An 18,792-nucleotide genomic window follows, 5' to 3' on the forward strand; every position below is an offset into this window, starting at 1 on the left:
GAAGCAAGCCGTCATTTCGGCTTGCTTCTTTTTTCTATTCAATTCCCGGGTCCGGTAAGCCCGTGCTTGACTGCGTAGAGCGCCGCCTGCGTCCGGTCCTGTACCTCCAGCTTATTGAAAATATTGGAGATATGCGTTTTCACTGTCTTTTCCGTCACAAATAACGCAGATGCGATTTCCCGGTTGCTCTTGCCCTTCGTCAACTCCGCCAGTACTTCTTTTTCCCGCGGCGTCAGGAGGTTCAGCGTATGCGGCGCCGGTTCTGTCGGCCCTTTCAACAACTCTGTAGTCGCTTTCGGGTGCAGCGTGTTTTCGCCGCGCATCAAGCTCCGGATCGATTCGACCAATTCATCCGGTTCGATATCTTTCAATTGGTATCCGGCAGCCCCTGCTTCCATGGCTGGAACAACATGGTCACGGTCTGAAAAGCTCGTCAGCATCAGGACGATCATCTCCGGATGCTGTTCTTTTATTTTTTGGGTTGCCTGGATGCCGTCCATCTCCGGCATGACGAGATCCATCAACACGATGTCCGGGCGCAACCTGTCTGCCATATCTACTGCTTCCCGGCCATTGACCGCTTCCCCGACCACTTCAATATCTTTTTGCGTTTTCAAGAAAAATAATAATCCGCGCCTCACCACATGATGATCATCGGCGATCAAAACTTTCACCACGTCAACCACTCCCCGATTAATACGGAATCCTTATGAGAATTTCCGTGCCTCTTCCAATTTCACTTGACCATTCGATGTTGCCGCCTTCCGCTTTTGCGCGGTCACGCATGCTCTGGATGCCGATCGATGGCAAGTTGAGATGCTCATCAATGACAAATCCGTGGCCTTCATCTTTAATCACTAGCAGCACATCCGATGGAGTCACTGATATATAAAGCTGCACTTTATGGACGCCCGCATGTTTGCGGATGTTGTTGAGCGCCTCCTGGGCGATGCGGAACAGCGTTTCTTCTGTGCGCGACGGCAGCTGGATGACGCCTGTCACTTTCAGTTCAGTCAACAGCCCGAGCATTTCGGCATAGCCTTTTACCGCTTCGAGCAATCCGCTCTCCAAGCCTTTTGGCCGCAATTGCCAAATCAGCGCGCGCATTTCATTCAACGCTTCTTGTGTCAGGTGCTGGATATCGCGGAACGTTTCTTGCACTTCCGGATCTTCTGACATGACACTGCCGCCCCTGGCCGTCAACGTCACCGAAAACAGCAGCTGATTGACCGAATCATGCAAGTCGCGCGCCAACCGATTGCGTTCCTGCACCAATGCCAATTCCTGTTCCTGTTTTGTCAGCAAGATCCGTTTGATGGCGGAGCCGATCTGGAACGCCACGGATTCCAGCAGCGCCAATTCATCATTGGAAAACCGCACCGTATCCGGAGCGGCGATATTCAAAAGCCCAAACTTTTCATTGCCCGATCGCAGCGCAACCGTAGCATGGTGCGTAATTCCTTCGGCGTCTCCGGCAAGTGATGAAATAGCGTTGTCAATCCGCTGGCAAGCGATGATATTCGATGCTTTTTCCAAATTGCCGTCGTGGTAGCGTTTAACGCACCAGCATCCGCCTTTTTTCAAGTGGCGACAATCGTTCCCTTTCAGCGCCGGCGGCAGATTTGCCTGCGCTGCGAGCTGATGCTTGCCGTTTTTATCAATGAAGAAAATCCATGCCGCCTCGAATACCGAGCCGTCCAACAGCTTCCAAATCGCCCCTTCGAGCATTCGTCCCATATCCGTTTCTTCATTCAACAATTCCGCAATTTCTTTCAATAGCGCCACATTTGAATGCTGGCCAGCTTCCATCCCCTTCACCTCATCACTGTTCTTTCTCTACCATACACTTTTCCATTCCCAGCGCGCCTCGTACTTTCGAATGAAAAAGCCCCCTGCGAGAGGGAGCTTTCGATTATCTATTGTCCAATTCGTCTAGGAAAGACTGTTTGATCAGTTCCAGTTTTTCATCACTGTCACGTTCGCTTGCTGCAGCAACGCCGAAATAATATTTCACTTTCGGCTCCGTGCCGCTTGGGCGGACACAAACCCATGAGCCGTCCTGCAAGAAATACTTAAGGACATTCGATTGGGGCAATACAATTTTTTCATTCGTATTCAAATCGACGAAAATCCGGTTCTGGGTTTCATAATCCTCAATGGACACCACTGGTATGCCCGCGATTTGGTTTAAATGCTTTTTACGCAGCCCTTCGAGAAGCGCAGATATTTCCCGCGCGCCATCGAGTCCTTTTTTGGTGACGGACACAAGCGCTTCACGGTACCAGCCATGGCGATTATAAAGTTCAACCAACACATCATGTAAAGTTTTGCCCAACGTCTTGTAATAGGCGGCAGCTTCCACCAGCAATAAGGTTGTTTGGACTGCGTCTTTGTCGCGCGCAAAGTCACGGATCAAATAGCCATAGCTTTCCTCATAGCCGAATAGGAATTCGAATTGCGGATGTTCGTCGTTATGCTTCAGCTTTTCGCCAATAAATTTAAAGCCGGTCAGCACATCTTCACATTCGACGCCATACGACTCCGCGATCACGCGGCCGAATTCAGATGTCACAATCGTCTTAAAGATTTTGCCGTTTTCAGGCAGCGTGCCTTTTGCTTGTTTCTGGCTCAATAGGTAATCAATGAGGATTGCGCCCGTCTGGTTGCCGTTCAGCAATTCGTAATGTCCGCTCGCAAGGACTGCGATTCCGACGCGGTCGCCATCCGGATCGATGGCAATCAGTAATTCGCCGCCGGTCTTCTCGCCGTATTGCATCGCCAGTTCAAAGGCGGAGGCTTCTTCGGGATTTGGTGACTTGACCGTCGGGAATTCCCCGTCCGGCTGCATTTGTTCCGCAACATAGGCGATATTCGTGTAGCCTGCCGTTTCCAACAACTTCTTCACAGTTGATCCGGATGCACCGTGGAGCGGTGTAAATACTGCAGCAATCGGATTGGCCGACCCTTCCTGCACCGTCAACGCTTGTTCGATATACGCCGCGTCCAAACGCTCCCCTAAATGGACGAGCGATTTTTCATCGTACACTGAATTGTCGATGGCCAATTCGTCTTCGACCTTGCTGACAAAATCAATGACATGGTCCGCGTCTTCAAGGTTAAGTTGCGCCCCATCGTCGCCGTAAACTTTATAGCCATTGTATTCAGGCGGATTGTGGCTGGCGGTGATGACCACTCCCATAAATGCATTCAAGTACCGCACGCTGAATGACAATTGTGGCGTAGTGCGCGGTTCGCTGTATAGATAGGTGTGGATGCCATTTGCTGCAAAAGTTTTTGCTGCTTCGAGCGCGAACTCCGGCGACATGCGGCGGCTGTCGTACGCAATCACGATTCCGCGCGCCATTGCTTGTTCACCGCTGTCTTTGATATAATCCGCGATTCCTTGCGATGCTTTGCGGACCGTGTAGACATTCATGCGGTTGGTTCCCGGGCCGATTTCGCCGCGCATCCCTCCTGTGCCGAATGCCAGATCCTGGTAAAATGCATCTTCTGCCATTTTTTCATCATCTTTCAGTAAAGATAAAGCTTGTATTGTCCCTTCATCATGCTGGCCGTGATCCAACCAGCGCTTTAGCCGTTCCTGCCAAGTCATAAGACATCCCTCCAATAAACTTAGTTTACCAAAAAATCAAAAAAAAAGCCGCTTCCTTTTGGGAAGCGGCACATGCTTTAATCTTTTTTGTATTCTACGCGGTAAACGTCGTGGCGGCGGTCCTTCAATTGCTTGACTGTACCGTTCTGACGTTGGCGGCGCAAAATTTCCAAATCGACATCGCCGATCAGCACCATTTCCAAGTTCGCGTTGGTTTCGCCGACAATGCCGTCGCGTGCGAATTCGAAATCGGACGGTGCGAAAATGCCCGATTGCGCGTACTGGATGTCCATGTTCTCCGTTTGCGGCAAGTTTCCGACTGTGCCGGAAATAACTGTATAGATTTGGTTCTCGACTGCGCGGGCTTGTGCACAATAACGGACGCGCAAATAGCCTTGGCGGTCTTCTGTACAGAATGGGGAAAAGATGATATTCGCTCCCATATCTGTCGCGATGCGCGCCAATTCCGGGAACTCGATATCGTAGCAGATCTGGATCGCGATTTTGCCGCAATCCGTATCGAATACGCGAACCGAGTCGCCGGCCGAAATGCCCCACCATTTGCGTTCGTTCGGTGTGATGTGGATTTTGTATTGTTTGTCAATCGATCCATCACGGCGGAACAGGTAAGCGATGTTGTAAATCTCGTCGTTTTCTTCTTTAACGAAATGCGATCCTCCGATGATATTGATGTTGTAGCGGACGGCAAGATCCGTGAACAATTCAATGTATTGAGGCGTGTATTCCGTCAATTTGCGAACTGCCTGGCTTGGCGACGGTTCGTTGAGGAAAGACATCAATTGCGTTGTGAAAATTTCCGGGAAGACGACGAAATCAGAATGTGCATCTGATGCGACATCGACAAAGTATTCCACTTGGTTTGCCAAATCATCGAACGATTCGATGGCACGCATCAAATACTGCACAACACAAATACGGACCGGAAGACTTGTTTTGAAATGACGCTTCGATACCGGTTTGTAATCGACATTATTCCATTCCATGAGCGTCGCGTATTTTCCGGATGCAAGATCGTCTTCCAAATAATTCGGATTGATCCGCATCAGCTGGAAACCGTTCATCAACTGGAACGTCAAAACAGGATCATAGATTTTATGGCGCGAAACCGCATCGACATATTCACGCGGCGACATTTCATCTGCGTGCTTATGGAAATTCGGGATGCGGCCGCCCAGAATGATCGATTTCAAATTCAATTCCCGCGCCAGTTCTTTGCGCGCTTCATATAAACGTTGGCCGACTTGCATGCGGCGGTATTCCGGGTGAACCATCACTTCAATGCCGTACATATTGTAGCCGTCCGGATTATGGTTCGTGATGTATCCGCCGTCTGTGACGTCGTCCCACGTGTGGCGGTCGTCATATTCGTCAAAATTTATCAATAAACTCGAGCAAGAACCGATGACTACGCCGTCAAGTTCTGCGACAAGCTGTCCTTGCGGGAAAACGCCGAGATGGCTGCGAAGCTGCTCTTCTTTCCATGGATCCATTCCAGGAAAACTGAGGCGCTGCATTTCCATAATGGCATCTATATCTGCATACGTCATTTCACGTATGATCATGCTCTTCTCAAAATGGGACAAATCGAATTCTTCGGGCACTACAGCCACTCCTTCACAAAAGTATCACAGTTTATTATATAGGATAGCGGCACAGGTTGATATTATTTTACTTGCTTGCGTTTAAGAATTATACTTTTATAGAAGTAATTTTGAAAAGAGGTACTGTTCTATGTCCAAGCGCCAAGAAAATATCATGCTCGCCATGTGGGTCATAGCGCTGATTGCCACTGCCGGATCGCTGTATTTTTCCCAAATACGCGGCTATGCACCTTGTACTTTATGCTGGGTGCAGCGGATTTTCATGTATCCGCTCATTATCGTCGTCGGCGTCGCCTATGTGCAAAAGAACGTTCGGATTGCAGCGACCACGCTGGCGTTTTCCATCATTGGCGGTTTTATTTCACTTTACCATTACGGCTTGCAGAAATTGGATTTCCTTTCTGATGCCGCACCGTCTTGTGGCCAAGTGCCGTGTACCGGCCAGTACATCAATTATCTCGGATTTATCACCATCCCATTTTTAGCGCTCACTGCGTTCATTTTAATCGCAGCCCTGAGCATGTACTTGCTGAAGTCATTGAAGGAGGAACAAGGAAAATGAAAAAAATGTTAATCATCGCCGGGGTCGTTGCGGCAATATTCGCCTTGATCATCGTGCTGACGAATATTTCGAACAACGATAAACTAGCAGACAACCCATACGACACGGACGATCTGGAGCAGCCGACCATCGACTTATTGTCTGATGAAAACTACCAGAACATCGCGGTGCCAGATGAAGTCGACGAAAAAATCAAGAGCGGCGAACCGACTACGGTTTATTTCTTCAGCCCGACTTGTGAGCATTGCAAGGTCACTACGCCTGTGCTGATGCCGGTCGCTGAAGACAAGGACGTCGAAGTCCTGCAATACAATGTATTAGAGTACGATCAAGGCTGGCAAGATTATGCCATTGAAGGTACACCGACATTGGTTCATTACGAAAACGGCGAAGAAGTCTCTCGCTGGAGCGGATCCCAACCGAAAGAGATTATTGAAAGATTTTTCGACGAAGTCGTATTGAAATAACAAAGGGGAGCCATGTGCAACGCGCATGGCCCTTTTATATGGAGGTTAAGACATGGAATGGACTTACGAAATACAGGAAGACGGTATGACTGTCGAAGAATTGCTGCGCACGGAATGGGGACTCGGCAAGAAAGTGGTCCACGAGATGCGCATGGCCAAAAGCGTAACGAACGCCAAGCATCAGGAAGTGGTTTGGAAAGAGCCACTGGAAAAAGGCACTGTCCTGCTTTTTGAATTGCCGCCTGCTTCTTCGCCTTATGAACCGAAACACGATATCGAGTTGCCGATTTTGTTTGAAGATGACCATTTCATCATTGCCAGAAAACCAAAAGGAATGGCCACCCACCCGAATGAAGTCGGTCAGACCGATACATTCATCAACGCCATGCTCGGCCACATCATCCGCAATGGCGGGTCCTATGGCGAGCACGTCCATCGCTTGGATCAAGGAACGTCCGGCCTATTGATGGTCGCGAAGCATCCGGTCGCCAAAAACGTAATGGACCGCATGCTCGAACAAAAACAGCTCGTGCGCGATTACGAAGCCGTTGTCAAAGGCAAAGTCGTGAACCGGACCGGCACGATCGATTTTCCGCTTGGCCGCGACCGCCATCATCCGACGCGCCGGCGTGTATCCCCTTCCGGACAAAGTGCTGTGACGCATTACCGCGTATTGAAACCTTTGGAAGGCAAAACTTTGCTTCACCTGACGCTCGAAACTGGCCGTACCCATCAGATCCGGGCGCACTTGTCGCATATTAATCACCCGATTATCGGCGACGAGTTATACGACGGACCGCCGACGCAAGATGGCGCTTACCATCTCCATGCGTTCCGCATGTCGTTCATCCATCCGTTCACCGGCGAAAAAATCGTCGTTGAAGACAACAGTAGATAAAAAAAGAAGTTCCCCAGCGGGAACTTCTTTTTTTATCGCAAATGGATTTCATCGGGATGGGTGCCTGTGCGCCAATCCTTGTTCAAACCGTCAATCATCTCCATCTGCCCCGGAGACAACTCGAAATTGAAGACGTCTGCATTCTCCAGAATGCGTTCGGGCTTAACCGATTTCGGAATGACGATCAAGTCATGCTGCAAATGCCAACGGATAATGACTTGTGCGATCGACTTGCCGTGGGTCTCCCCAATTTTCCCGAGCAACGGTTCTCCGAGCAGGCGGCCGCGAGCGAGCGGCGACCATGAAGTCACAGCAATTTCGTTGTCTGTACAGAACTGGCGAAGCGGTTCTTGTGTTAATTGTGGGTGAAGCTCGATCTGGTTTACCATCGGCTTCGTGTTCGCTGTTGCCAATAGTTTTTCCAAATGGTGCTGCTGGTGATTTGAAACGCCGATCGAGCGCACCAATTTCTCGTCATACAGCCGTTGAATGGCGCGGTATGTTTCTTCATACGTATCGGGCATGGCCCAATGCGTCAAATACAGGTCCAAATAATCGAAGTCCAAGCGCTTAAGCGATGCTTCGAAAGCACGCAATGTATTGTCGTAGCCTTGGTCCGTATTCCAGACTTTCGAGGTGACGAAGATGTCTTCGCGCTTGATGCCCGATGCACGGATGGCTTCCCCGACCTCTTGTTCGTTGTCGTAGATGCTTGCTGTATCAATTGCCGGATACCCTGCTTTGAGGGCTGCAAGTATGGCCTCCACTGCTGCTTCTTTATCTGTCATTTTGAACACGCCAAGGCCGAAACGCGGCATTTCTACTCCATTATGTAAGGTTTTCATTGAATTGATCTCTAATACCATTTTCATCATCCTCTCTTTATCCATTGTACAAATAATCGGCTAAAAACTCGACTTTAAAGAATTTGGCTAAACCACTTGCATTTCTTTATAAAAGCGAATAATATATGAAATGTTGTTTAAATCGTTCGGATTTTGAAAGGAGTATTTAAATGTTTCATTTGAAAGAGTTTGGCACAGACGTTAAAACAGAAGTTCTTGCCGGTATGACAACGTTCTTAACAATGGCTTATATCGTCATTGTCAATCCTGTTATTTTGGGTGCAGCGGGCGTTCCGTTTGACCAAGTATTCTTGGCAACCATTATCGCAGCAGCGATTGGAACCTTATGGATGGCACTTTTCGCCAATTACCCAATTGCCATAGCACCCGGCATGGGATTAAATGCATATTTCACTTCGATGGTGCTCGGCTCAGGCGGCACAATCGATTATGTGACAGCATTTTCGGCCGTATTCGTTGCAGGCATCATATTCGTCCTGTTGTCGATGACCAAAATGCGCAAAATTCTCATCCAAGCCATTCCCGAAAACCTGAAACACGCCATTACTGCCGGCATTGGGCTTTTCATCGCTTTTATCGGCATGCGCCTAAGCGGAATCATCGTGGGAAATGAAGCAAATTTAGTCGGTCTCGGTGATTTGACTTCAGCTCCAGTCCTGTTGACCTTGGTTGGCCTTATGATTACTCTCATCTTCATGTCGTTGAACATTCACGGCGGCATTTTCTTCGGTATGATCGTAACAGCTATCATTGCTTTCTTTACGGGCCAATTGAAATTCGAAAGCCGTTTGATGCAGCTTCCGTCACTTCCAGAAGGAATCATCGTCTGGAATCCAATTGAAGCGGTCCAATTGGTCATCGAATTCGGATTATACGGCGTCGTCTTTTCCTTCCTGCTAGTAACGTTATTCGATACTACGGGCACCATGATTGGAGTGGCGAAACAGGCTGGCCTCATGAAAAACAATGACATGCCGCGCATGCGCCAAGCACTGCTTGCAGATTCAGTGGCTGCCACTGCCGGTGCTATGTTCGGCACAAGCCCGACTTCCGCTTATGTGGAATCTTCTGCCGGCGTTGCTGCTGGCGGACGAACAGGACTGACGACGCTGACTGTCGGCATCCTGTTTATCATTGCTGCCTTCTTTGGTCCGCTTGTTTCTTCTTTATCAAGCGTTGCTGCCATCACTGCACCCGCGCTGATTATCGTCGGCAGTTTAATGATTGGTGCTGTTAAACATATTGAGTGGGAAGAATTTGATGAAGCGTTCCCGGCATTCCTGATCATACTGGCAATGCCGCTCACATCAAGTATTGCAACCGGTATTGCACTCGGCTTTATCTCTTACCCATTGATGAAAATCTTTAAAGGAAAATGGAAATCCGTCCACCCAATTTTGTACATCTTTGCGGTTCTGTTCGCTATCCAGATCCTGATTGCACCTCATTGAAAAAAGAAGCAGCCATTGGTTGCTTCTTTTTTGGTATCCTGATTAGAATAGGGTGAAGGAGCAAGCGGCCAAATTCTGATGATCCGGGGGAGACGTAATATGAGAGATAAACGGTTTGTGGCAGTCCATCGAAGCGGAACGCTTACGCCCGAAAATCATCATCGGCTGATCCGCTGGGCCAGAATGTGCTCGGAACACATTTTGCCTCTTCTTGGTGAAAAAATCGAGCCCCGCCTTGCACATGCCTTGGACACTGCGAAAGATTGGGAAAATACTAAAGTTCCGACGGGTGCTGCTATGAAAGCTTCAGTGGCTGCGCATGCAGCGGCTAGAGAAGCAGACAATCCCGTGATGACAGCTGTAGCCCGTTCAATTGGCCATGCAGTTGCTACCGCCCATATGGCCGACCATGCATTAGGGGCTCCGCTATATGCACTTAAAGCCCTTAAACTCGCGGGGAAACCATTGACCGAAGAAAGAGAATGGCAAATCAGCCAGCTGAAGCAAGTGGTGCCTGAACTTGCCGATCTCGTACTGCATACAATGAGCCAGAAAGAAAAAGGATTCAAATTATAAAGAAATGCCCAGAGCTGGTTTGAGCTCTGGGCATTTCTTTATAATCTTTTGTACTCCATTACCTGAAAACCGGGTTATCCTTTGTACTCAGAAGTTGGTCTCACTCTAGCGCTTGTTATGCCCGCTGCTACCAGCAACACTGCAGCAGTCAGCAAATGCATTGCCCATCCGATTAATGGAATCCAAGCAACAATGCTTGTGATGATTCCTAAAATCGAACCCGATTTCGACGAGTATTCACGGAAGCAGAAAAATAACGTCACTGCGTGGAGCAAGAACATGACCCCGAGCGCCGCATAGCCCGTGCTGATGACAAAAGTGCCCCCGATAAACGGAATTGCCAATAGCAATTCAGCCAAGCCGGTAATCCATAATAACGCAACGGAAATTTTCATTTTCATTTTTATTTCATCCTTTCCTGAACTGTTCTTTCCTATTCTACGGTTGGCCAAGCCAAAGGTTTCATTTTTTAATAAAAAGCTAAAAATCCAGCATGGAAAAGACAAAACTTCTCCACATTTCAATTCAGCCCTATATTTCATTTTCCTGCTACATACGCTATACTAAACAAAGATGCATATTACAAGGAGGTCGTTATTTATGAACTTAATCCTTATTCTAGGTGTTACTGTAGCATTTTTGGCCGCTATCTTAACTGCAGGCTATGATGACAAACCAGGAACTGCTGAAAAAGAATAATATAAAAAGCCGGTGCATATGCGCCGGCTTTTTTTGTACTTTTAATTATTCCAGTCCTGGGAAATTCTGCTGGCGCAATGCCTCGTACATCAAAATCGCCGCTGTGTTGGACAAATTCAGCGAACGGATATGGTCATTCATCGGGATGCGCAGGCACGTTTCCGGATTCTGCTCAATCAATTCTTTCGGCAAGCCTTTTGTTTCCTGGCCAAATACGAAGAAATGGTCTTTTTTCGTATCCGAATAATCGAAAGACGAATAAGTCTTCGTGCCGAACTTTGTAATATAGTAAAACGCAGCGCCGGAATAACGGTCAAACAATTCCTGTAGCGAATCATAATAAGCCAAGTCAACATGCTCCCAATAATCGAGCCCTGCCCGCTTCAGCATCTTATCATCCGTGGAAAATCCGAGTGGACGGATCAAATGTAATTTCACCCCGGTTCCCGCACAAGAGCGGGCAATGTTTCCTGTATTTGCTGGAATCAGCGGCTGGTATAAAACGATGTGTATAGCCAAAACTTTCACTTATCCTTTCATCTCTTCGGCAAAAAATGCCAGTCCTTTTTGAATTTCATCTTTTACTTCTTCATCTTGCTCAGTCTCCAGCACCGCTTGCAGCGCTTCGAAACCTTCTTGCGCTCCGATTTTACCGAGTGCCCAAGCCGCTGTGCCGCGGATGACCGGACGTTCGTCTTCCATCAGCAGCTTGATCAATACCGGCGCAGCGCTTTTTTCCTTGAAATGGGCCAAAGCGAGAATCGCGTTGCGTTGAATCGGCTTTTTGCCTCTCCATGAACCGGATACATAGCCGAAACGCTCTTTGAATTCGCGGTTTGAAATCGTTAGCAGCGGTTCGAGCAGCGGTTTGGCGATTTCAGGATCCGGCGTAAATTCCGCGTGGATGAGATTCGCTTTCCGCTTGTTTTTCGGGCACACGGTTTGGCACGTATCGCAGCCGTATAGCCGATTGCCGATGACGCCTCTGAATTCATCCGGCAAAAAGCCTTTTGTCTGCGTCAAAAAAGAAATGCATCGTTGGGCGTTCAATTGGCCGCCCTCAACTATTGCCCCGGTCGGACAGACGTCGATGCACAGGCGGCAATCACCGCATTGGTCTTCCATCGGTTCATTTGAGCGGAACGGAATATTGGTAATCATTTCGCCCAAATACACATAGGAACCGAACTCCGGCGTGATGATGGCTGTATTTTTCGCGCTCCAACCGATACCTGCGCGTTCAGCAACCGCGCGGTCGGACAATTCGCCTGTATCCACCATTGACCGAATGCGGGCTTCAGGGAAACGCGCGGCGATGAACGCTTCCAACAATGTCAAACGCTCTCTGAGCGCGGCATGGTAATCCTTGCCCCACGACGAACGGGAAAAAATTCCGCGCCTTGCACCCCGTGCCCCTTGCGGCGCATCCTGCATTTTCGAAGGATAGGCGATCGCGATGGAAATGATGCTCACCGCTTCGTCCAATAAAAGCTCCGGACGTGTCCGTTTATCAAGGTCAGGCTCTTCAAAGCCAGATTGGTAATTCAATTGCTGCTGGCGAGCCAATTGATGGCGCAAATTATAAAAAGGCTCTGCCGAAGCAAACCCGATTTTATCGATTCCGATCTCCGAGGCATAGGCAACAAGCTCTTGTTGAAATCCATCGAGATTCATGCTGTAACCTCTCATTCTATATCTATGATACGATATCCCTAATACATCCCCTGAAAGGAAGATTGCTGTGGAAATCACCATTCAGCGTCACATTAAGGAAATCCTTCCTGACTTTAAAATAGGAACTATTCATTATAACAATATCACCGTTTCGGAGTCACCTCAAATGTTAAAAGGCCGCCTGCAGCTTTTCCAGGAGCAATTATATTTCGATTTGGAAGACAAAGACATCACCCATTTTCCCGGACTGCTCGAATGGCAGCTGGTTTGGAAAGCGTTAGGCAGCAGCCCAAGCCGCTATCGCCCTTCCGCCGAAGCTCTTTTCCGCCGCATTAAAAAGCAGAATTACCTGTCTTCCATCCATTCAGCAGTCGACATGAACAGCTTTTTATCGCTGCAATATGAAATTCCGCTCGGCCTCTACGATGCGGATAAAATCAATGGCGACGTTGAAATCGCACTCGGCACTGAAGAGGATCAGTTCGAAGGCCTGAACAACCGTACCAACACATTAGACAATATCCTGGTGTCCAAAGACGCCTCAGGTGCTTTCGGCAGCCCCTACGTCGATTCCACACGGACAGCCGTCACAGAAAACACCAAAAATGCACTCCACATCTTTTACCTGCGTCCCTCGATGGAACGTGGACAAGCGCTTGAACTGTTGAACGCCGCTGCGAATATGTTCACTGGCATCAACGGTGGCGAGGCTCAAATTTCCGTTTTATAGGTCCGAGGCAGATTCCTTTGAATTCGAACTATTGTGCAGTAAAATCGGGTTACTTCATAATAAAAGAGGGATCATCAAGTGAAACAAATTCACAGCGATATTATCCAATTCCGGGGCAGCCATTACGATTATGGACGGCATCAAGGCGAGCTATTAAAAGATTCACTCCTATTGCCCAACCGCCGCAAGCAATGGCCCCCATCCAATAAAAACTTCATGATCAATGAACAGGAAGCAACTGGCATCCTCCGTTCGTTCGCCCCCCGCATTTGGGAAGAAATCAACGGCTTAGCGGACGCACTCGAATGGAATGCCCACGACGCCATCCGTGAATTCGGCGGATATTACCTGGAATATACGCGCAGCGGATGCTCTATCTTCACCCGGGAAGATTTCATGGTGCGCAATTATGATAGCTCGCCGCAAGGCTACGAGGGCCGTTTTGCGCTATATCAGCCATCCGACGGCGGCTACGCGACAATCGGGCCGACGATGCAAATTACCGGCCGCACTGACGGCATCAATGAGAAAGGCTTGGCGATGGGCTATAACTTCATCAACCGGCGCAATTCCGGTGACGGCTTTATCTGCAACATGATCGGCCGCTTAATCCTCGAAAATTGTGCGGATGCTGATGAAGCAGTCGGTTTATTGGAGGAACTTCCCCATCGTCGCTCGTTCAGCTATGTGCTGCTGGACCGCAAAGGAAAATCCATTGTGGTCGAAGCGTCCCCACGCTCGGTCGTTTCACGGGAGTCAGCTGTATCTACCAACCATTTTGACTTGCTTACAGAAGAGAACCGCTATCAGATCGAAGATTCGCGCCGCCGGGAACAAATCATCCTTTCGCAGCAGGAAACGATGGCCGAACCATACAGTGCATTCCGCATGCTCAACGATTCGGACAAAGGCGTTTTTTCAAAAAAATACACGACAGCGTCCGGTACGTTGCACACCGCATCGTATTTTCCCGCCAGCTTGAAAGTCGGCTTTGCCCTCGGCCAGGACCGTTTGCCGCTAATGCTCGATTTTAAGCAATGGCTCGCAGGAGAACGCTTGAACGCTAAACGCGTTAAAGGCCGTGTCGACACCCATCTGCCTTTTGCACACATGACTGAGATGTAATCTGCTCCATCCCTTTAAAAATAGAAAAGGCTGTCCTGAAAGTCATTATTCCTGACTTCCGGGACAGCCTTTTTCATTCCGCAAATTGTTTTTCCAAATGCGCAAAGCCGATTTTTGTATCGATGGTGCCATGAATCTTATCCCTCTCCAGTGATGTCCCTTTCAACCATTCTCTAAAATCAAACACAGCTGGCTGCTGGTCGCCGCCGAGCGAGAACCAGGCTTCCATTTTTTGCGGCAAATATGCCGAAGTATGGATGGTTCCAGCCCAGCTTTTGTATAGCTCCGAGAATACGCCATTGCCGGTTCCATTGAAAAGGCGGAATGCATTGTCCACTTGAGTAGTCTCATGCGGCTGGGTCTGGATCGCTTCCAGACGTCCATAGGAATCCTTCAAATAATTGCGGTTTTCATGCGCCTGGATTTCAAAATGGTTGGTGCAGGCGTTTTCGCTTCTGACATCGACTCCCCGTGGGCTTGCTTCGATAATTGATGTCTTGCCACTGACGTCCGTCACCACGTAGCTGAAAGAACCCCGGTGCGGGATTTCCTTCACCAAAGTAGCAGCTTCTTCGATGGTTGCGCACGTCTCCAGGATGATGCGGCCAATCATATAACAGACAAAGCCGTCTCCCGGCTTTTTACGGTGTGTGAAGTTATAGCCCATCGCCAAGCCTTTCTCGTTCATGCCGTCCATGCGCCCCGTTATGCGAGACGTTGGCCCGATAAATGCATAGCCATGATCCGTAGGCTGGAACAAGCTGTAACGCCCTTCGTAGGTTTGTGGATGGAAATCATAATTGCGGACCATGAAGTCATGGCCTGTGACAATCGAACAGCCAGACGGCAGCGCATCGATCCGATAGCCGCCGAAATTGCGCAGCACTTGTTCCATCGGCAACTCCAAACTGTCCCGCAGGCCAACGAGCTCGTCCCAGATGGCAGGCGCAAAGCGGCTGAGCGCTTGCTCTGCTTCCGCAACATCGATTTCAAAACGCGGACGTTTCGCTTTCCACTGCTTCTGCCGGTTGTCGAGAACGATCGATTCTTTCAAACGCTCGCCTTGATATAGCCCGAAATCGTAGTGGCTTCCCCTGAATTGAATGATTTCGCTGTGGATTTCTTGCATGACGCTCTCCTTCCAATAAGCTGTCCCTTATCGCTTATTGCGTTTATTATACCAACCCCTGTCCCCCTATCCTACCGGGAGGTGCTCAGTTTACGCCATACCCATTTCTCCGTTTCCACAATAGCGAAAACGCTGATGCCGATGCCAATTGGCCACATCCAATGATGCGCAGCAATTGGCACGGTGCCCAGAAGGATGTTCATTACCGGCAAGTAAGTCACCCCCAATTGCACCGCAATCAGGATTCCGGAAACGATAAAAGCGGCTTTATTCGAAAAAAAGCCTTTCTGGAAAACAAAACCTTTCTCACTGCGGCAATTGAATAAATAAAATAACTGGGAAATGACCAACGCTTGGAAGGTCATCGTATTCACTATTGCCGGATCGAAGCCTGCTTCCGCCAATGCCCTATTCATATACAAAAGGCCGCCGCAGATGATGAAGGCTACAAAAGCGATGCGAAAAACATAATAGCCGCTCAATAGCTTTGCCTTTGGATTTCTCGGCGGCCGTTCCATGGCACCCGGTTCAAGTTTCTCAAATGCAATCGCTAAGGAAATCGTCACAGCCGTTATCATATTGATCCATAAGATTTGGACAGGTGTTAAAGGCATCGCAGTTCCAAGAAGGATGCTCACGAAAATAACTGAGCCTTCCGCTACATTTGTTGGCAGGATGAACAAAATGGTCTTCTTCAAATTATCATAAACGCGCCGCCCTTCTTTGACAGCTGTGACAATGGTATTAAAATTATCATCAACCAAGATCATTTCAGAAGCTTCTTTGGATACCTCAGTGCCTTTAATGCCCATTGCCACACCGATGTCCGCCCGTTTCAAAGCAGGTGCATCATTAACGCCATCTCCAGTCATTGCACAAATATGCCCAAGGGATTGCAGCGCCTGCACCAGCTGCAATTTATTGTTCGGGCTCGTCCGCGCAAACACGTCATATTTAACAGCTGCCTCCAGCAGTTCATCGTCGTTCAGCCGGTCCAATTCAATCCCTTCAATGACAAGTCCTTCCGTGCCGATGCCCATCTGTGAACTGATTGCAAGCGCCGTTTCTTTGTGGTCTCCCGTAATCATCTTCACTTGAATGCCCGCATTTTTGCATTGCTGAATCGATTCGATTACTTCTTCCCGCGGTGGATCAATTATGCCAGCAAATCCTAAAATCTCGAACCCTTCTTCCAAATCACTATGGTTAATGCTGGATGTGTTAGTTGGCACTTTTTTCGCAGCAGCGCCGATCATTCTTTCTCCTTGGCGTGCATGGAGCAATATTTTTTCTTGCCAACGGGCCAGCTCGACCGCACTGGCATTATCGGACATTCTAAAAATCTGTTCTGGAGCTCCTTTCACCAAAATTGTTCTTGTACCGTCTAGTTCTACTAACCCGGCCATATACTTATATGAAGAATCGAACGGAATTTTTGACATGCAATCGAGTTTCGCAATGGAATCTTCCGCTTTCTCGGCAACTGTTACAAGGCAACCTTCCGTAGCATCCCCGCTGATCTCCCAGTGTCCATACTCGTTGCAGAACAAATGGGACTCGTTAATTGTTTTGGCGCATGTCAAAAATTGCTTGAGCCCAGGAGAATCCGCCAATATCACTTTTTGGCTTCCGCTCAAGATTTCGCCTTCGGGAGAATAGCCAGTGCCTGTCACTTCAAACTCTCCATCCGGCACTAAAATCGACGTGACGGTCATTTCATTTTTAGTCAAAGTCCCGGTTTTGTCGGAACATATCACAGATACCGCTCCCAAGGTTTCAACTGAAGGCAAGGTCCGAACGATTGCTTTTTTCGCCGCCATTTCCTGAACACCAAGCGCCAGAATAATCGACAAAACGGCAGGCAGCCCTTCAGGAATCGCTGCGACCGTCAGGCCGATGACCGCAAGCAGCAATTCGCCGGCCGGATAATCATGCCAAAAATAACCGATGCCAAACATAGCCGCCGCGCTCCCGACAATGATGGCCGATATCAATTTGCCGAATTGTGCCGTCTGCTTCAACAAAGGCGTCTGCAGCTTCTGGACATTGGAAATCGAGGAACTGATTTTCCCCAGCTCCGTGTTGCTGCCTGTTTCTACTACAACACCAACGCCTGAACCAGCTGACACCGATGTTCCGGCAAACACCATATTCATCCGGTCTCCAAGAGCGATCTCGAGCGGCAAAGCGTCCACCGTTTTTTCAACAGCCTCAGATTCACCCGTCAAAGAAGATTCTTCGACCTTCAGGTTAGCCGCTTCAAGCAGCCGGATATCCGCCGGCACCTTATCACCCGCTTTTAAAACGGCAATGTCTCCTGGCACCAGATTGGCTGACGGGATGACTTTCCTTTTTGATGCACGGATTGCGGTCGCCTTCAACGATAACATCTTGCGAATGCTGTCGAGTGCCTTTTCCGCTTTGCTCTGCTGGATATAGCCAATCGCTGCGTTGATTACGATGACCATGAGGATGACCAATGTATCAATCGTGTGTCCCAGCGCGGTCGTGATCGCCGCCGCCCCGAGCAGCACATAAATCAGCACATCATGAAATTGCTTTAAAAACCGCATCACCCTTGATTCCCTTTTCGGTTCAGGCAGTTCGTTCGCGCCTGCAACTTTCCTTCGTTCTTCCGCTGCCGCATCTGTTAGCCCTTCTTCAGTGTTCGTTTCCAGCTCTGCCAAAACATCCACAGCCTCTAGATGATGCCACGCCAGCTTTTTCACCAGACTTCCTCCTATCCCACGCACAGCTTATGTTGCCTTAATAATAAATTGATTATTCAGATACCACAACTTTTAACGTTGCAAAATTACAGTTATTTTGCTATCAAATGGAATGCTTTGTGGGCATAAAAAAAAGACCACGAAGATCATGGACTTTTGCTCGTATAGTCCGCTGTCCACTAATCGGAACGGCACAGTAACTTAGCTATAATTCGACAACTCGATCAAATTGCCATCGGGATCTCTGATATAAAGCGACTGAATAGGCCCCGATGCACCGGTTCTCGCTACAGGGCCCTCTTCGACAACTACGCCACATAGCTTCAAATGCTTAAACAGCTTTTCGAGTGGCTCATCCCAAATAAAGCACAAGTCGGCACTTCCTGGAAGAGGTGAATGCGCCTTGGGCTCGAATTCACTGCCTGCTTCATGCAAATTGATTTTCTGACTGCCAAAATGCAGCGCCTTGCGCCCATCTCCAAACTCCCTAACGTCCATTCCCAAAACGCGTCCATAGAAATCACAGGTTTCTTCAATGTTCTTTACAGTCAATACAAGATGGTCGAGACGATTGATCATGATCGCTGTCAGCTCCTTATGCAAAATTAATTGGTTTCTTTATCTATACGCCGCTTACCTCATCCATACCTG

18 protein-coding genes are annotated in these 18,792 nt (G+C 48.7%); 7 read left to right on the forward strand and 11 right to left on the reverse strand.

Annotated features, from left to right (window positions below):
• Window positions 1-38: 38 nt before the first annotated feature.
• The 4 genes from AC4EHB_RS15595 to AC4EHB_RS15610 form a co-directional block, all read right to left on the reverse strand.
• On the reverse strand, window positions 39-677 hold the full coding sequence (locus tag AC4EHB_RS15595; RefSeq protein WP_490981996.1) for a response regulator: 639 nt from the start codon (window positions 675-677) through the stop codon (window positions 39-41).
• A 16-nt stretch (window positions 678-693) separates the two neighbouring features.
• A complete protein-coding gene (locus tag AC4EHB_RS15600) occupies window positions 694-1,809 on the reverse strand; it encodes a GAF domain-containing sensor histidine kinase (protein ID WP_490981997.1) in 1,116 nt (371 codons plus the stop codon).
• Window positions 1,810-1,912: 103 nt separating this feature from the next.
• On the reverse strand, window positions 1,913-3,613 hold the full coding sequence (locus tag AC4EHB_RS15605) for a phospho-sugar mutase (protein ID WP_490981998.1): 1,701 nt from the start codon (window positions 3,611-3,613) through the stop codon (window positions 1,913-1,915).
• 77 nt (window positions 3,614-3,690) lie between these two features.
• Window positions 3,691-5,235 carry a GNAT family N-acetyltransferase gene (locus AC4EHB_RS15610; RefSeq protein ID WP_490976382.1) on the reverse strand — a complete coding sequence of 515 codons (1,545 nt, stop codon included), beginning with the start codon at window positions 5,233-5,235 and terminating at the stop codon, window positions 3,691-3,693.
• Window positions 5,236-5,365: 130 nt separating this feature from the next.
• On the opposite strand from AC4EHB_RS15610, the gene AC4EHB_RS15615 reads away from it, so the two are divergent.
• Genes AC4EHB_RS15615 through AC4EHB_RS15625 form a run of 3 tightly spaced genes read left to right on the forward strand, consistent with a single transcriptional unit; the run spans window position 5,366 to window position 7,162 of the window.
• Window positions 5,366-5,797, forward strand: coding sequence for a disulfide oxidoreductase (locus AC4EHB_RS15615; protein WP_490981999.1), 432 nt, complete (start codon window positions 5,366-5,368; stop codon window positions 5,795-5,797).
• Complete coding sequence (locus AC4EHB_RS15620; RefSeq protein WP_490982000.1) at window positions 5,794-6,264, forward strand: thioredoxin family protein; 471 nt, start codon at window positions 5,794-5,796, stop codon at window positions 6,262-6,264. Before AC4EHB_RS15615 ends, AC4EHB_RS15620 begins: the two co-directional genes overlap by 4 nt.
• Window positions 6,265-6,316: 52 nt before the next feature.
• Window positions 6,317-7,162 carry an RluA family pseudouridine synthase gene (locus AC4EHB_RS15625; RefSeq protein ID WP_490982001.1) on the forward strand — a complete coding sequence of 282 codons (846 nt, stop codon included), beginning with the start codon at window positions 6,317-6,319 and terminating at the stop codon, window positions 7,160-7,162.
• A gap of 32 nt (window positions 7,163-7,194) precedes the next feature.
• On the opposite strand, the gene AC4EHB_RS15630 is transcribed toward AC4EHB_RS15625, so the two are convergent.
• Entirely contained in the window at window positions 7,195-8,028 is an 834-nt protein-coding gene (locus AC4EHB_RS15630; protein WP_490982002.1) for an aldo/keto reductase, read from the reverse strand.
• 149 nt (window positions 8,029-8,177) lie between these two features.
• On the opposite strand from AC4EHB_RS15630, the gene AC4EHB_RS15635 reads away from it, so the two are divergent.
• Window positions 8,178-9,479, forward strand: coding sequence for an NCS2 family permease (locus AC4EHB_RS15635; protein WP_490976378.1), 1,302 nt, complete (start codon window positions 8,178-8,180; stop codon window positions 9,477-9,479).
• A 99-nt stretch (window positions 9,480-9,578) separates the two neighbouring features.
• Complete coding sequence (locus AC4EHB_RS15640; RefSeq protein WP_490976377.1) at window positions 9,579-10,055, forward strand: putative immunity protein; 477 nt, start codon at window positions 9,579-9,581, stop codon at window positions 10,053-10,055.
• A gap of 74 nt (window positions 10,056-10,129) precedes the next feature.
• Here AC4EHB_RS15640 and AC4EHB_RS15645 read toward each other — a convergent pair whose 3' ends face one another.
• The 3 genes from AC4EHB_RS15645 to queG all read right to left on the reverse strand — a co-directional run bounded on the left by AC4EHB_RS15645 (window position 10,130) and on the right by queG (window position 12,428).
• On the reverse strand, window positions 10,130-10,456 hold the full coding sequence (locus AC4EHB_RS15645) for a hypothetical protein (protein WP_490976376.1): 327 nt from the start codon (window positions 10,454-10,456) through the stop codon (window positions 10,130-10,132).
• Window positions 10,457-10,799: 343 nt separating this feature from the next.
• Complete coding sequence (gene trmL / locus AC4EHB_RS15650; RefSeq protein ID WP_490982003.1) at window positions 10,800-11,273, reverse strand: tRNA (uridine(34)/cytosine(34)/5-carboxymethylaminomethyluridine(34)-2'-O)-methyltransferase TrmL; 474 nt, start codon at window positions 11,271-11,273, stop codon at window positions 10,800-10,802.
• A 9-nt stretch (window positions 11,274-11,282) separates the two neighbouring features.
• Entirely contained in the window at window positions 11,283-12,428 is a 1,146-nt protein-coding gene (gene queG, locus AC4EHB_RS15655) for a tRNA epoxyqueuosine(34) reductase QueG (protein WP_490982004.1), read from the reverse strand.
• A gap of 67 nt (window positions 12,429-12,495) precedes the next feature.
• Here queG and AC4EHB_RS15660 point away from each other — a divergent pair, with 67 nt between their 5' ends.
• Both AC4EHB_RS15660 and AC4EHB_RS15665 read left to right on the forward strand, forming a co-directional pair.
• Window positions 12,496-13,158 carry a B3/B4 domain-containing protein gene (locus tag AC4EHB_RS15660; protein WP_490982005.1) on the forward strand — a complete coding sequence of 221 codons (663 nt, stop codon included), beginning with the start codon at window positions 12,496-12,498 and terminating at the stop codon, window positions 13,156-13,158.
• A 78-nt stretch (window positions 13,159-13,236) separates the two neighbouring features.
• Window positions 13,237-14,283 (forward strand): C45 family autoproteolytic acyltransferase/hydrolase, encoded by a 1,047-nt coding sequence (locus AC4EHB_RS15665; RefSeq protein ID WP_490982006.1) that lies wholly within the window; start codon window positions 13,237-13,239, stop codon window positions 14,281-14,283.
• Between the two features lie 73 nt (window positions 14,284-14,356).
• Here the strand turns inward: AC4EHB_RS15665 and AC4EHB_RS15670 are convergent, their stop codons facing one another.
• The 3 genes from AC4EHB_RS15670 to AC4EHB_RS15680 form a co-directional block, all read right to left on the reverse strand.
• Window positions 14,357-15,412 (reverse strand): C45 family autoproteolytic acyltransferase/hydrolase, encoded by a 1,056-nt coding sequence (locus AC4EHB_RS15670; RefSeq protein WP_490982007.1) that lies wholly within the window; start codon window positions 15,410-15,412, stop codon window positions 14,357-14,359.
• Between the two features lie 71 nt (window positions 15,413-15,483).
• Window positions 15,484-18,141, reverse strand: a complete 2,658-nt coding sequence (locus AC4EHB_RS15675) for a cation-transporting P-type ATPase (RefSeq protein WP_490982008.1) — start codon at window positions 18,139-18,141, stop codon at window positions 15,484-15,486.
• A 201-nt stretch (window positions 18,142-18,342) separates the two neighbouring features.
• On the reverse strand, window positions 18,343-18,720 hold the full coding sequence (locus AC4EHB_RS15680) for a VOC family protein (protein ID WP_490982009.1): 378 nt from the start codon (window positions 18,718-18,720) through the stop codon (window positions 18,343-18,345).
• Between the last annotated feature and the right edge of the window lie 72 nt (window positions 18,721-18,792).

Source organism: Planococcus sp. TJ-302, assembly GCF_058268455.1.

Excerpts from the sequence above, each read along its gene's own strand:
- AC4EHB_RS15600 (WP_490981997.1), bottom strand. The coding sequence starts at position 1,809 with ATGGAAGCTGGCCAGCATTCAAATGTGGCGCTATTGAAAGAAATTGCG.
- AC4EHB_RS15605 (WP_490981998.1), bottom strand. The coding sequence starts at position 3,613 with ATGACTTGGCAGGAACGGCTAAAGCGCTGGTTGGATCACGGCCAGCAT.
- AC4EHB_RS15615 (WP_490981999.1), top strand. The coding sequence starts at position 5,366 with ATGTCCAAGCGCCAAGAAAATATCATGCTCGCCATGTGGGTCATAGCG.
- AC4EHB_RS15620 (WP_490982000.1), top strand. The coding sequence starts at position 5,794 with ATGAAAAAAATGTTAATCATCGCCGGGGTCGTTGCGGCAATATTCGCC.
- AC4EHB_RS15625 (WP_490982001.1), top strand. The coding sequence starts at position 6,317 with ATGGAATGGACTTACGAAATACAGGAAGACGGTATGACTGTCGAAGAA.
- AC4EHB_RS15630 (WP_490982002.1), bottom strand. The coding sequence starts at position 8,028 with ATGGTATTAGAGATCAATTCAATGAAAACCTTACATAATGGAGTAGAA.
- AC4EHB_RS15635 (WP_490976378.1), top strand. The coding sequence starts at position 8,178 with ATGTTTCATTTGAAAGAGTTTGGCACAGACGTTAAAACAGAAGTTCTT.
- AC4EHB_RS15640 (WP_490976377.1), top strand. The coding sequence starts at position 9,579 with ATGAGAGATAAACGGTTTGTGGCAGTCCATCGAAGCGGAACGCTTACG.
- AC4EHB_RS15645 (WP_490976376.1), bottom strand. The coding sequence starts at position 10,456 with ATGAAAATGAAAATTTCCGTTGCGTTATTATGGATTACCGGCTTGGCT.
- queG (WP_490982004.1), bottom strand. The coding sequence starts at position 12,428 with ATGAATCTCGATGGATTTCAACAAGAGCTTGTTGCCTATGCCTCGGAG.
- AC4EHB_RS15670 (WP_490982007.1), bottom strand. The coding sequence starts at position 15,412 with ATGCAAGAAATCCACAGCGAAATCATTCAATTCAGGGGAAGCCACTAC.
- AC4EHB_RS15680 (WP_490982009.1), bottom strand. The coding sequence starts at position 18,720 with ATGATCAATCGTCTCGACCATCTTGTATTGACTGTAAAGAACATTGAA.